The organism is Bacillus sp. WC2503, from assembly GCF_052682895.1.
This window is the reverse complement of the sequence record NZ_JBQYMD010000001.1, coordinates 617,945-631,603: the sequence shown is the minus strand read 5'-3', so window position 1 is coordinate 631,603 and position 13,659 is coordinate 617,945. Positions and strand designations below refer to the sequence as shown.

The following is a 13,659-nucleotide window of genomic DNA, read 5'->3' as shown; positions in this document are numbered from 1 at the left end:
TCTCTATTTACCATATACTTTTCTTCGACATTTTTTGTTTAATTTATATAAAAACGCAAAACATAATGATGATTGATAAAGTGAAACTTTAATCAGTGGGGGGTTTTGTTCATCCCCACTGATTATTAGCACTCACCAATCGGGCGTTTACGAGCAGTGGATCTTCCCCCTAACTTCTTTGCTCCAGCCGAATTTTGAGGTGGGAATCTTACTGCCCGCAAATAGCGGGATAAAATAGAGAGGAAATATTTATATGCGCAAATATACGATTGCATTGCTCATTTTTACTATGTTCTTATCATCCTTCTTGTTTCCGATTCAAGCCAATGCCCATACAAATAAAGTAGCTATTGTCATTGATGACTTCGGAAATAATATGAAGGGAACTGATAAAATGTTATCACTTCCCATTCCACTGACTGTTGCTGTTATGCCTTTCCTTCCTTCTACAAAAGAAGATGCAATAGCTGCCCATAAAAAAGGCCATGAAGTTATTATACATATGCCAATGGAACCTATTAAAGGTAAAAAAGAATGGCTTGGACCAAAAGCACTTACAACTGATTTAAGCGATGAAGAAATAAACAACCGACTCGAACAAGCGATTAAAGAAGTACCGCATGCAATTGGAATGAACAATCATATGGGATCAAAAGTAACAGCTGACGAAAGAATTGTACGTCTTATACTTACAGCTTGTAAAAAACACGGTTTATTTTATTTAGATAGCAAAACAAACCCTAATAGTGTCGTCCCACAAATCGGAAAAGAATTAGGGGTGCCTATTATTGAAAACCAACTATTTTTTGATGATGTTTATACAGCAGGACATATTTCAAAACAAGCTCAATTACTTATCAAAAAAATTCAAGAAAAACCAATTATGGTAGCTATCGGACACGTTGGGCCTCCAGGTGAAATTACATCACGTGTTATAGAAACCTCTATTCCCAAAATTCGCGAGCATGCAGACTTTATTTTTTTGTCTGATTTAGCATTATCTCCACCTGCTGTTTCAAAATAAAGTGAAACTTTAATTAGTGGGGCATTCACCACTAATTATTAGCCCTCACCAATCGGGCGTTTACGGGCGGCGGTGCTCACAAAAATAGTGGGAGACAATTCATCACTTACACGAAAAAAAGGTACCACTCTACATATAGTAGATTGGTACCTTTCCTTTTCACTTAAATATAATCTACATGACTCACTCTGAATCCTTTTTTTTCTATTTTTTCGATTAATTTCTTTAATCTTTTTTCATCTAACTCATCTGATATATTTACGATAATACGGCGAATATATTGATCACCGTTATCTAGCGTAAACAACCCACCGATATTATATGCTTTTAACAATGTCCCAAGCTCTTTAATCGTTCCCTTACAATCTTGTGTTGCAATTGTTAATATATAACCACCCGTCCGCATACCGAATGAGTCTTCAATAACATCAAATACATTGGAATGTGTTAAGATACCAACAAATTCATTATAATCATTTAGCACCGCTAAAAATGGGAGACGACGAATCACATAAAACGCTCTGAAGAAAGAATCCTTTTCAAAAATAAATGCAGAGGAATTTTCTAACATATCTCCTGTACTTACATGCTCTAATCCGCTATTACACTTCTTTTCTAATAAATCTACTTTATAAATAATCCCCATGAATAGCTTCTCATCTTCTGCTAATACAGGGATTGCTCGAAATCCCGTTTCATTCATAATTTGTAATGCTTTTTCACCAGTATCATTTATCTTGCAATAAGTCACCTGCTGTTTTGGCAGAAAATGATATTTAACTCGCAAAATATGTTCCTCCTTACATGTCAACATGTAATCTATATATAATAAGGAGACCTATATTTTATGAGTAAAATTATTTTTAAAACGCTTTCATTTATTTATGGAATTGTAACAACATCGCAAACATTTTTATATAACAGAGCTCTTCGCACCTTTTATCATTAACAACTTTACATGATAGTTCATTAAATATTCTATACCCTCTAGCCATTTTTTCGCTTCTTCTGGCGTTTTCCCCCACACAATCATGCCGTAATTATGAACGAGAACTACTCCTCCACCTTCAATAAAATTCGGAACATTACTTTCTAACAAATCAGCAAATTTCTTTTCATCTTCTACAATTGGAATTGTCATTTCTGTTATACCTTCTTTTCCAAAAACACGTTCCACGCTACGTTTATCGAATGTTACTTCTCTTTCTTCTCCGTATAACTCTGATATTAAATGGCTATCTACAGTCTGTACTTGTAAAATACATTCCGCACTGCTTTTTTTATAAATATCCGCATGCATAAATGACTCTGCCGCTGGTTTTTCCTCGTTTTCAAACACTGGCTCACACATGCAATTGACAACAATAAAATCCTCTTCTGAAAACAATCCTTTATCTCTTCCCTCGACATTCACTAAAAATGTTAATGGCTCTTTTGACGTACATAACGATAAACTAATTTTTGTACCATAAAACCAATCACGAAGTGCCAATTCAGATTTCACATCTTTTAATTCATTCCATTTCTTCAGAAAAAATAACATTTCGTCACCCCCGTCGTAATATTTATATAATGTTCGAATCCTTTCTATGTAAAAGGAATATTTTTTGATTATTCTAAAAATTTAATTGAATTATCACATGAGAATGCTTTTTTGTCAATATGATTTCAACGCTCCTCGTAAAAATAGGCTACTCACATACCAATCCCGCCGTCCATGTCCTACTTCATTTTACAATAAAAAATACGTTATTCTTCTAATGAAAGAATAACGTATTTTTCTCATTTGCTTTAAGTTCGTAAAGAATGACGGATCTTTTATCTTCGCATTCGCAACTGTTAAAAATTTAAAATGCGGCATATATTTCAATGCACGATAATCAATAATCTCATTCGTATTTAAAAACAAGTCCTTTACTTGCAATAACTCTTCTTTCGTAATTGGTGTATTTAAATCTTTTCTATTACATACTTTTTTATTAACAAATTCTCTTAATTATTTATCTGTTATCATATTTTGGCTATCCACTTGATTCTTTGTTTCCGTATGGCATGAATTAGAGTTATCATCTGCTTTCTCTGTTTCTTTGTCGCCTAATGTCGCTACTACTAGCGCCTTAATATAATTTTTTCAAAATAAAATTCCCTTATATTGATAACTGTAATATTACATGTAAAATATGTTTCTAGCGATACACAATAAAAATCCCTTTATTCAAAGGGATTTTTTACCTATCGTATGAAGAATTTCACTTTTTTCTTTCTCATTAATAAAACCAATTTTTTGTAAAATATTTGCATACAATACAAGTTTATTATATATGCGTTCTGACATATTCCCCCTTCTTTCCTTCAGCCAACTTTTTTTATATTGGTAAATTATATGAAGGAAATGAGAAAATGTGTCCACTTTTTGCATGAATGCAAACCTTTTATTTCATTACTGCTTTCACTTTATTTAACACACTGTCCATTGAATATTATGCTTCTTAACTTCTTCTTCAAAACTATATGGCATTTTCTTATCACAAATAACATGTTGAATACGAGAAAATCCTGCTATTCTATAATTCCCTTTTACGCCTACTTTTGTATGGTCGCATAAAATATATGTTTTCTCAGCTAATTTCATCATCGCTTCCGACAGTTTTGCTTTTTCTAATTCAAAACTGGAAACGCCAAAACTAGGTAATAACCCATCAATCGAAACAAACGCTTTATGAAAATGAAATTGATGAATCACTTGCTGAGAAATAGATCCTGATACACGCGAATGCTTTGGGGATACTTTTCCACCAATAAATAAAACTTCACCGTGAAACATCTTTTTATTAATAGAAGAGATTAATTGTGTCGCTACTGGAAAAGAACTCGTAACAATCGTTAAATTTTTTCGATGAACAAGATATGGAACCATCTGAAGTGGTGTACTTCCGTCATCAATTGCAATGACATCACCATCTTCTACAAATGTTGCTGCTTTATAACCAATTCTTTTCTTCTCTTCTATATGTAGCATTTCTCTTTCTAACATCGGCGCCTCTATCCCGGCACCTGGAAGTTGAACAGCTCCACCATACACTTTCTTCAACTTTTTTTCACGATCTAACTCTTCTAAATATCGACGAATTGTTTCTGTTGATACAGCGAATTCTCTCGCTAATTCTGAAACCTTTACTTTTCCTTTAAACTCTACTTTTTCAAGAATAGTCCGCTTTCTTTCTTCTCCTACTACAGACATAGCTTCACCCCATTTGTATCTACCTCATAAAGTTCCTTGCTTATACAAAATTATAATTTTCTTTGTAAGTAGAAACCTCTTCATGAATATAAATGCCGCGCTTTTCTAGTTCATCAAAAACAAGTTGTGGATTTTCGAAAGCTTCTTCAGGCGTAACAACACCCATTTTATTTACATTCCCATTTGCAATTAACTCGGTAGCAATTCCAAATGGAATACCGACGTTTCTCGTATAAGCTCTTAAATTTTCCCATCCTACAATAGATCCATCAGATAACGGATGTGTATGATATAATACATGTCTCTGTTTCTCATTATTTTTCATACCTACTACTTCTACATGAAGTGCATAACCGTATACTTCCGTCTCTTGACCTTCTTTCGATTGTAATAAATACTGCGAAATACAATCCATAATGCCAATTTCTTTCCCGTTTATTTCAATTTGATCATTACGCAATATGCCGTAATCATATAAAGCACGTACGAGCTGCATATTTTTCTTTGGCCAAGTTCCTCTCGTCTCTATCAGTTTGACACCTTTATTTTCTAGTGCCTTTGCTAACGTAATCGTTTCAGAATGCGGAATGATATACTGCATTGTTTTACCATAAGGCGCTGGCAATTCAATTTCTCTTGGTCGCGCAAAAGGAGGTACTTGCTTAAACTTACCATCTTCATATACTGTACGCGATGGTAAATTTGGATCATATTCATATGTCGTTGTTTCTGTAATTGATGCAGAAAAAGCAATTGGACGATACGAACCGTGACTTACACGAACATACTCTACAGTATCTAGCTGATTTGCTGCATGCATGGCCATCATTTGCGTTACACCTGGTGTCATACCAAATCCGGGTAAACATGTTTTTTCATTTTGAACAAATATAGCATGTGATTCATTTTCTTCACCAAATCCATTCAAATTCACACCGTGACACCCAGCTTCCGCAATACAACGAGTAGACAATCCATTTAACTTTATCGTCGTACCATCCATTACAATGTCATAGCCTTTCATTTTTGCAACTGTATCCTCATGATTTGTCACATCGACTTTCACAAAATCAACACGAGGATCGTTGAGCCATTCTACTACTTTACGACCTTCTTCTTCGTTAAAATCGGCTACTGTAATCGTCTCAAAAGATGAAAATTGAACTAAATCCAAAATCGCTTCACGACAAATTTTACCTGCTCCACCTAAGCAAAATACTTTCAACCTATAACAACTCCTTTGGCGATACTATCAACTAAACGATTTATATCTTCCTCATGTACATCACCGATATTTCCAATACGGAACGTATCTACTTTCGAAATTTTCCCTGGATAAATTACAAATCCATACTTCTTTAACTCGTTATATAACTCCTGAAATTCAAATCCCTCTGGGTAAATAAACGATGTAATAATAGGAGATTGATATTTTTCATCTACTAATGACTTAAATCCAATTTCTTTCATTCTGTTGACCAATAATTTTTGATTGTTATAATATCGATTGCAACGTGCTCTTACTCCGCCCTCTTTTTCTAGTTCAAGCAAGGCTTGATAAAAAGCGTGTACAACATGCGTAGGTGAAGTAAAACGCCATTTCCCATTTTGCTCTTCCATCGTTTCCCATTGATCATATAAATCAAGAGATAAAGAGCGTGCTTGCCCTTTACACTTTAGTAATTCCTCACGATTTGCGATAACAAAACCAAATCCAGGAACACCTTGAATACATTTATTCGCACTACTAATTAAAAAATCAATTTGCAAATCAGCAATGTCTATTTCAATCCCGCCGAAACTACTCATTGCATCAACAATTGTAACCTTCTCGTATCGCTTTCCTAATTTACATACATCTACAATTGGATTAATAATACCTGTAGTTGTTTCACAATGAACTACTGCAATATGAGTAATCTCTTTATCTTCTTGCAATAACTTTTCTACTTCTGCAATATTAGTAGGTTCCCACTCTTCTGTTTGACTCACGACCACATTTATATGTAACATCTCTGCCATTTGCACAATCCTCTTACCGTATGCACCATTTGTACAAACAAGAAGCTTTCCATTTTTAGGAACGACAGAACCAATCACTGCTTCAACTGAAAACGTACCGCTTCCTTGCATTAAAACCGTTGTATATTTCTCTTCTTCTTTCGTTGCTAACGATACAAGTTTAGCTCTTACATCTTGCACCATTGTGTTATATTCAACATCCCATGTACACCAATCGTATAGCATAACTTCTTTTACCGTTTTTGTTGTCGTCAATGGTCCTGGCGTTAATAATAAGTAGTGATTTCCATTCATGATCCTTTGCCCCTTTTATGAAATAATAAGTTCTTGTTTCTCGATATGTTCAATTACGTTCTCGAGTTCTTGCATCGTTTCAATCGTAAAATGAGCTCCGTTTTCAACGAAACGATTACGAACTACTTCCATCTTTTCATGAAGTTCTACCGGATCCATAGTTTCAACTTCCCACTCGCTTAAGCCGAGCTCGCTACTACCGAGAATTACGCCAACAGTCCACATCCCAGCATTTCTGCCCTCGTTCATATCTGACACCGTGTCTCCCACTTTTATCATATGATTCATCGGATACACACCAAGTTCCATCGCATTTTTATAGCACATCCACGGGTACGGACGACCTGCTGGAACATCATCTGGCGTCACAAGAAAATCAGGTTTATACCCTTGTAATTTTGCTTCTTTTGCAACAATATCCATCATTTCTCTCGTATAGCCAGTTGTTGAGCCAATTTTAATGCCTCTTTTACGTAATGAAGCCATCACTTCTCTTATCCCATCAATTGGCGTGGCATAGTTTGGCAGAATAGCAAAGAGAATTTCTTCAAATTCTTTATACATCTCATGAATGTCTGCTTCTGTTGGTAATTGTCCGAAAACACGCTTCCACTCATTCGCAATACGAGGCATTTCTGTTAGTGCTCTTACATGATCTATTTTTAATAATCCCATTGGCTTACGTGCTTCTTCTGCTGTAACTTCAACACCACGTTTATGAAAAATTTTCATGAATACTTCCAGTGGTGCAAAACATCCGTAATCAACTGTCGTACCTGCCCAATCAAAAATAACTGCTTCTATTTTCATTCTATCCATCACCCTTCTTATTTATCTCGCTGTTCGCCAGGCAGTAAGACTCCCCCTCGTAAAGAAGTTAGGCGGGAATCATGCTGCCTTAAAAGTCCGATTGGTTCAACTATTAATCAGCGGGGGATGCCCCCACTGATTAAAGTTTCACTTTATCTTTGTTGCCATTTTGACGTTCGGTTACGAAGTGCTTTCGTTCCCCATTCATATACAACTCTTACTACAATATTAGTAACAACAACAAGTACACTCATCGCAGCTGCTGGTGCCACATTTCCTGCATCATCCATATTTACAATTGACACAGCAGCTAGTTTAAAATCAGCTGCGTATAGGAATACAACTGCCGAGACAGTCACCATGGAATTTACGAAATAGTACATTACCATTTCTAAAATGGCTGGTAGACACATCGGTACCGTAACTCGAAAGAATGTTTTATAAAACGGGATCCCCATCGACTGTGAAACTAGTTCAAACTCTCGATCTAATTTCTTTAAAGCTGTCGTTGCCGTAACAAATGTTACAGAATAAAAATGAATGATATTAACTAGTACTAACACAGCAATTGTTCCGTATAGAGAATGAAACGGGTTCGTTACGGAAAGTCCAAATATTTGTATTGTTGGTTGACTAAAGAAGAAAACGTAGCCTAACCCAAGTACTAAACCTGGTATTGCTAAAGGTACGATAGAGAAAAAGTAACCTGTTTTTCGGAAAAATTGTAGCTGGTCTATTTTCTCAATTACATACGCGAACACAAATGTTAAAATTGCCCCAATAACCGCTGTAACCGCTGAAACAATTACACTATTTTTAAACGCTTCAAGTCCATCTCCCGTTAAACTTGAAAAATTAAAATGCTCAAATGTAAAACTCATATTATACGGCCATACTTTTACACTTGCAGCAATACCAACTGCAACGAATAAAAGAATAATCATAAGCGTTATTACGCTACAATATACGAACGAAATAACATCTCTTTTCTTATTATTTATTATTCTGTAAGGTACTGCTTTTGAAGATAAAAAATTCGCCTGTTTTCTTTGCGTAATACGATCAACTGCAAAAGCAAAGATAGCTGGGATTAATAAAATCATTCCGACAGTTGCCCCCATTGGCATATTTTGCTGTCCAATTACTTGTTTATATACGTCAGTAGCAAGCACATTATATTGTCCTCCTACAATTTTTGGCGCCCCAAAATCAGTGAAACTAAGTGTAAATACAACGAACATTGCACTAATTAATCCGTACTTTACACTAGGTAAAGTAACAGTAAGAAACTGCTTTGTTTTACTCGCTCCTAACATATTAGAAGCTTCATATAAACGATAGTCAGATCCTTGAAGAGCAATTAATAAAATAAGGAATGCTTGCGGAAATGTATACATAACTTCAGCCATTACAATTCCTACCGGTCCATATAAAGGGATTTGTATACCTTCAAATAAACCAAACATTCCTTTCGTTATTAGCCCTTGATTACCAAATAAATATGTAAGTGCTATACCGTGCATCATCGTTGGCGCGAATAATGGTAATAACGCTACGTACTGAAATATGCGCTTTCCAAAAACATTCGTACGAGCGATCGCATATGCGTAAATGAAAGCGAGTGTAACGGAAATAATTGTTGTCGCGCCCGAAATCCATATCGTATTTTGTAATGATTGAACTAAAGTTGATGTTGTGAAATATTTACTGAAATTCGCAACACCAATGAAAGCTCCATCTTTATCGTAAAAGGCTTGTGTAAACAATTGTAATAAAGGCAATACAAGTATGATAAGAAATGAAAGAAGCATACCGATAATTACTAGTCTCTGTATCCACTCTTCTTTACCGATACGTCTCTTAATCTTTTTTTTCGTATTTTCTACCTGATAATTTTCTAACATCTCCATCTATACAATGACCTTCTTTCCATATGACAACATATGATTTTCTGAGAAAGAGATTTGAATTTGCTTTCCTTTCCTAATAGAAGTTGCTTCTACTTCTGATGCCAATATATCCACTACGATTTTCTCGTTATAAAGGTGTGTTTTCTCTTCTATGACCCGCACTTCCGTCCGGTATACAGCCCCCCGGAATTCCATGCTTTCTACAACAGTTTTCATACCATTATTGTGCACAACTGTTACATGTTCAGGACGAATTGCGTGTTCTTCATTATTTTTCGAAAAGAAATTAATAGAACCAATAAAATCTGCCACAAACGGATTGGCTGGTCTTTGGTAAATCTCCTCTGGTGTTCCAATCTGCATAATTTCCGCATGATTCATTACAACAATTTTATCAGCCATCGTTAATGCCTCTTCTTGATCATGCGTTACCATAATAGTTGTTACTCCGACTTTTTCTTGCAAATCACGCATTTCTCTACGCAACTTTTCACGCACTTTTGCATCTAAAGCAGATAACGGCTCATCTAGTAACAAAATATCGGGAGACAGAGCGAGCGCACGTGCAAGTGCTACTCGCTGCTGTTGTCCACCAGATATTTGAGCAGGATATTTATCTTTTACATTCAGTAAGTCAACAAGTTCTAACGCCAATAGCGCTTTCTCTTTTACTTCTGCTTTTTCATATTTTTTTGTCTTTAAGCCGTATTCAATGTTTTCAAGCGCCGTTAAATTCGGAAATAATGCATACGATTGAAAAACCATTCCGAAGTTCCGCTTACCAGGCGGCAATGCTGTAATATCTTTTCCATTCACAGCTATACTACCTGTTGTCGCTTCTTCTAACCCTGCTAAAATGCGAAGCAACGTCGTTTTCCCACAACCACTCGGGCCTAATAAACAAACAAACTCATTTTTTTTCACTGTAAAAGAAATATCTTTTAACGCTGTAAATGTATCAAACTGTTTTTGAATGTGTTGAATTGATAAATATTCGCTCATTTTTCTCTCTCCCACTCACTTACTTTTTCGATTCTGCTTTTTGACCAAACTCTTTTTCCCAACGCTCTAAAATTTTGTCGCGATTTTCTGCTGCCCATTTAAAGTCATTCTTTTTGTATAACTTTTCTGTCACATCTTTCGGGAATCCATCTGGAAGTTTATAGTTATTTTTAATTGTCGCAAATCCATTTTTCTCGAAGTATAACTTCATTACATCATCTGTAATTGCCCAGTCTAAAAACGCTTGTGCTAATTTATCATTTTTCGCATTATCTTTCTTAATAAGTGCATTCGCTTCTACTTCCCAGCCTAGTCCTTCTTTCGGCAGTACAACTTCAACTGGTGCACCTTTTTGTTTCTCTTTTAAAGCGCTATAAACCATTGACACACCAACTGGATATTCACCTGCACCTGCTAATTTCGCTGGTTTTGAACCGGAATGCGTATAAGATGCCATATTATCATGAAGTTTTTTCATGTAATCCCAGCCCTTATCTTCACCCATAATTTGCAACCATGCAGAAACTGTTAAAAATCCTGTTCCAGAAGAAGCTGGATGTGGCATAACAAGTGTTCCTTTATATTCTGGTTTCGTTAAATCTTCATATGATTCTGGCATCGGTAAATTTTTCTTCTTTAATTCTTCTTTATTTACAGCAATCCCCGTCATAAACGCAGTATTACCTACCCATTTTTCAGGTTTCTTATCATCTTTAAATTGCGGAAGGACACGATCCGCTCCTTTTGGAGAGTATTCTTTTAACATATCTTTTTTCTCTAAAGCTAATAGACTAGACGCCGCAGTTCCCCACACAACATCTGCTTGTGTATTTTTTCCTTCAGCTAGCAATTTCGCTGTAATAACTCCTGTTGAATCACGAACAATGTTCAACTTCACATCCGGGTATTTCTTTTTGAAAGAATCAAGATAAATCGGTACAAGCTCTTCTTCAATCGCTGTATAAACAGTTAACGATCCAGATAATTTATCATCTTTCACTTTTGCTCCAGCACTTTCTTCTTTCTTTGCACCACACCCCATTAATAACGAAAATACCATTCCAGTTGCTACAGCTTTAAAGATTGTTTTTTTCACTGTCTCTCTCTCCTTTTACAAATCTTATGTACAACTCAAATATAAACAATTAGTGTAAAAGCAGTATTAAACCAACATTAATCTTTTGTTTGTTGTTTGTTTTTGTGTAATACGTTGCTACTTCTATGTTTTTTCACATTTTTCTGCTAATATAAAATATTAAATTTACAAATAATTAAAAAAACCTTTATAATCCCACAAAAAAACGAGGCGTTTGTAAAAAACGCCTCATTTTTGTTTACCTTTTTTTGAATTTCGATTTGCATACTTTGCACTGTTTTCTCCTTCATACTCTAATGCAAATTCTGCATCTGGTAAGCTTTCTTTCGGAGTTTTATTATTGTTAATTGCTGCATTTTGTTTCACTTTTCTTTTTACCAATACGTTCACCTGCTCTCAAGAAATTACTTTCTACTCTAGTTTGGAGCAATCTGAAATAACTATTACTGGCAAGTGTTAACAAGTACATAAGAGCTTATAGATGGAAATACTACATACGAACAAACCTTTACAAAAAGGAGCGATTACTTTGAAAGAGAAAGAAACAATCCAATCGCCAATTTTAGACGAGACGCTCCCTCATCAAATGAACTTCCCTTCTTTTAAAGGAACAGGAAAAAAGATGCAACAACCTTTTGTAAATCAATATGATGTTGTAATTGGAGACAGTAAATACAATTCCGAGAACAGCCCCTTAAACAATTGGAGTGATGAGGTAGACCCTGCCATTATGGCTGGGGATGAATGGATCCATCCTACAAATGATATCGGGTGGATTGCAGAAGAAAATCAAGAATTACTTAAAAAAGAAGTTGATAATAAAAACGACGCTTTTATGCATCCCCAATTCGGAATTAACGATTAAAAAAACCATTCTACCTAACGCAGGTAGAATGGTTTCATACTATCCAATAATAATTCTTTCTTTCGGATATTTATAGCGAGGTGGTTGTTCTCTTCCACCACTAGCTAATATAAATGTTAAAATACCGACGCGTCCGATAAACATAAGTACAATAAGTACAAGTTTACCCACAGTTGTTAAATCTGGCGTAATACCTGTCGATAAACCTGTCGTCCCGAAAGCAGAACAAACTTCAACGATCAAGCTCATAAGCGGTACATTTTCCGTAATGGATAAAATAAATAGTGCCGTGGCACATAATAATATCCCCATCGTCATAACGACAGATGCTTTTAATACATCCTCTTCATGTAGCTGTCGTTTAAAGACTCGAACCGTTCTACCGCCCCTTGCAAATGTATATAACGATAATATACTAACCGCAAATGTTGTCGTACGTATCCCGCCCCCAACCGAACTTGGAGATGCTCCAATAAACATTAATATACTCATAAATAAAAGCGTTGGTTGTGACAATTCACGTATATCCATTGTAGCGAGTCCACCGCTTCGCGTCGTCACAGATTGGAATAACGTATAGAAAACAGTTTCATGCCATGACTTTCCTACTAAAAAATGATTTCGTTCTAGTAAAAAAATCATGATGGTTCCAACAACAACAAGTGCAAAAAATGTTGTTGTCGTCAATTTTGTAAATAACGAAAAACGAAAAAGTTGTTCTCTCTTCTTACTAAGAAATTGCTTCACTTCCATTAACACAGGGAAGCCAATCGCCCCTAAAATAATGAGTAACATATGAATCATTTGAACGATATAATCTTTTTTGTACGGGATTAGCGATTGTCCTGTTAAATCGAATCCACCGTTCGTCGTTGCACTAACAGCGGCAAAGAAACCGTGAAAATAAGCTTCTTGCCAAGTCGGAAAGTACAGTAAAAATCTTGTACCTAACAGGATGGCTCCAATGATTTCTATCGAAATAATTACAATTAAAATAGAACGCATTAATTCTACAAGACCCGATAAATTTCCTTGATTATGGTCTGCCATAATTAATCTTCTTCGCTGCAAACCAATCTTTTTACCCGTTATAATCCAAACGAATGTGCCAAGTGCCATGATGCCTAATCCGCCTAATTGTAAAATTAGAGCTAATACAATAATTCCTGCTGTTGTAAACGTATCTGAAATCGTAACAACTGAAAGTCCTGTAACACTTACCGCACTAACAGATGTAAATAGGGCATCGATAAATGTCCATTTCACACCATCCTTCGTAACAAATGGTAAACTAAGTAATATTACCGATACGACTACTGCTAATAAATAAAACAAAACAATAAGTTGTACGGGGCGTAATTTTTGTAAAAACTTTTTTATATCTCTCATTCCATC

13 protein-coding genes and 1 pseudogene are annotated in these 13,659 nt (G+C 35.4%); 2 read left to right on the top strand and 12 right to left on the bottom strand.

Annotated features, from left to right (window positions below):
* Window positions 1-253: 253 nt before the first annotated feature.
* Window positions 254-1,024, top strand: a complete 771-nt coding sequence (locus tag ACUN26_RS03380; RefSeq protein ID WP_001234118.1) for a divergent polysaccharide deacetylase family protein — start codon at window positions 254-256, stop codon at window positions 1,022-1,024.
* Between the two features lie 163 nt (window positions 1,025-1,187).
* Here ACUN26_RS03380 and cbpA read toward each other — a convergent pair whose 3' ends face one another.
* The 11 genes and pseudogenes from cbpA to ACUN26_RS03325 form a co-directional block, all read right to left on the bottom strand.
* Window positions 1,188-1,811: a cyclic di-AMP binding protein CbpA gene (gene cbpA / locus ACUN26_RS03375; RefSeq protein ID WP_001264227.1), complete on the bottom strand. Its 624-nt coding sequence runs from the start codon at window positions 1,809-1,811 to the stop codon at window positions 1,188-1,190.
* A 126-nt stretch (window positions 1,812-1,937) separates the two neighbouring features.
* Window positions 1,938-2,567: a class II aldolase/adducin family protein gene (locus ACUN26_RS03370; RefSeq protein WP_000895994.1), complete on the bottom strand. Its 630-nt coding sequence runs from the start codon at window positions 2,565-2,567 to the stop codon at window positions 1,938-1,940.
* Between the two features lie 231 nt (window positions 2,568-2,798).
* Window positions 2,799-3,125, bottom strand: a pseudogene (locus tag ACUN26_RS03365) (NEAT domain-containing leucine-rich repeat protein); the annotation flags it as partial.
* A 357-nt stretch (window positions 3,126-3,482) separates the two neighbouring features.
* Entirely contained in the window at window positions 3,483-4,265 is a 783-nt protein-coding gene (locus tag ACUN26_RS03360) for a DeoR/GlpR family DNA-binding transcription regulator (protein ID WP_000117656.1), read from the bottom strand.
* Window positions 4,266-4,305: 40 nt separating this feature from the next.
* Complete coding sequence (locus ACUN26_RS03355) at window positions 4,306-5,490, bottom strand: saccharopine dehydrogenase family protein (RefSeq protein WP_000862167.1); 1,185 nt, start codon at window positions 5,488-5,490, stop codon at window positions 4,306-4,308.
* A complete protein-coding gene (phnW, locus tag ACUN26_RS03350) occupies window positions 5,487-6,581 on the bottom strand; it encodes a 2-aminoethylphosphonate--pyruvate transaminase (protein WP_001014015.1) in 1,095 nt (364 codons plus the stop codon). The genes ACUN26_RS03355 and phnW overlap by 4 nt, the downstream gene beginning before the upstream one ends.
* A 15-nt stretch (window positions 6,582-6,596) precedes the next feature.
* On the bottom strand, window positions 6,597-7,391 hold the full coding sequence (phnX, locus tag ACUN26_RS03345) for a phosphonoacetaldehyde hydrolase (protein ID WP_000687390.1): 795 nt from the start codon (window positions 7,389-7,391) through the stop codon (window positions 6,597-6,599).
* A gap of 152 nt (window positions 7,392-7,543) precedes the next feature.
* Window positions 7,544-9,301 carry a putative 2-aminoethylphosphonate ABC transporter permease subunit gene (locus ACUN26_RS03340; RefSeq protein WP_000425534.1) on the bottom strand — a complete coding sequence of 586 codons (1,758 nt, stop codon included), beginning with the start codon at window positions 9,299-9,301 and terminating at the stop codon, window positions 7,544-7,546.
* Window positions 9,302-10,303, bottom strand: a complete 1,002-nt coding sequence (locus tag ACUN26_RS03335) for a putative 2-aminoethylphosphonate ABC transporter ATP-binding protein (protein WP_000006203.1) — start codon at window positions 10,301-10,303, stop codon at window positions 9,302-9,304.
* A 19-nt stretch (window positions 10,304-10,322) separates the two neighbouring features.
* The gene (locus ACUN26_RS03330) at window positions 10,323-11,399 is read right to left on the bottom strand and encodes a putative 2-aminoethylphosphonate ABC transporter substrate-binding protein (protein WP_445540869.1); all 1,077 of its coding nucleotides are present in this window, start codon (window positions 11,397-11,399) and stop codon (window positions 10,323-10,325) included.
* 228 nt (window positions 11,400-11,627) lie between these two features.
* The gene (locus tag ACUN26_RS03325) at window positions 11,628-11,780 is read right to left on the bottom strand and encodes a hypothetical protein (protein ID WP_000240799.1); all 153 of its coding nucleotides are present in this window, start codon (window positions 11,778-11,780) and stop codon (window positions 11,628-11,630) included.
* A 100-nt stretch (window positions 11,781-11,880) separates the two neighbouring features.
* Here ACUN26_RS03325 and ACUN26_RS03320 point away from each other — a divergent pair, with 100 nt between their 5' ends.
* Window positions 11,881-12,264 carry a DUF3905 domain-containing protein gene (locus ACUN26_RS03320; protein WP_000404293.1) on the top strand — a complete coding sequence of 128 codons (384 nt, stop codon included), beginning with the start codon at window positions 11,881-11,883 and terminating at the stop codon, window positions 12,262-12,264.
* Between the two features lie 39 nt (window positions 12,265-12,303).
* On the opposite strand, the gene ACUN26_RS03315 is transcribed toward ACUN26_RS03320, so the two are convergent.
* Window positions 12,304-13,653, bottom strand: a complete 1,350-nt coding sequence (locus tag ACUN26_RS03315) for a TrkH family potassium uptake protein (RefSeq protein WP_001204701.1) — start codon at window positions 13,651-13,653, stop codon at window positions 12,304-12,306.
* Between the last annotated feature and the right edge of the window lie 6 nt (window positions 13,654-13,659).

Excerpts from the sequence above, each read along its gene's own strand:
- ACUN26_RS03380 (WP_001234118.1), top strand. The coding sequence starts at position 254 with ATGCGCAAATATACGATTGCATTGCTCATTTTTACTATGTTCTTATCA.
- ACUN26_RS03370 (WP_000895994.1), bottom strand. The coding sequence starts at position 2,567 with ATGTTATTTTTTCTGAAGAAATGGAATGAATTAAAAGATGTGAAATCT.
- ACUN26_RS03360 (WP_000117656.1), bottom strand. The coding sequence starts at position 4,265 with ATGTCTGTAGTAGGAGAAGAAAGAAAGCGGACTATTCTTGAAAAAGTA.
- phnW (WP_001014015.1), bottom strand. The coding sequence starts at position 6,581 with ATGAATGGAAATCACTACTTATTATTAACGCCAGGACCATTGACGACA.
- phnX (WP_000687390.1), bottom strand. The coding sequence starts at position 7,391 with ATGAAAATAGAAGCAGTTATTTTTGATTGGGCAGGTACGACAGTTGAT.
- ACUN26_RS03340 (WP_000425534.1), bottom strand. The coding sequence starts at position 9,301 with ATGGAGATGTTAGAAAATTATCAGGTAGAAAATACGAAAAAAAAGATT.
- ACUN26_RS03335 (WP_000006203.1), bottom strand. The coding sequence starts at position 10,303 with ATGAGCGAATATTTATCAATTCAACACATTCAAAAACAGTTTGATACA.
- ACUN26_RS03320 (WP_000404293.1), top strand. The coding sequence starts at position 11,881 with ATGGAAATACTACATACGAACAAACCTTTACAAAAAGGAGCGATTACT.
- ACUN26_RS03315 (WP_001204701.1), bottom strand. The coding sequence starts at position 13,653 with ATGAGAGATATAAAAAAGTTTTTACAAAAATTACGCCCCGTACAACTT.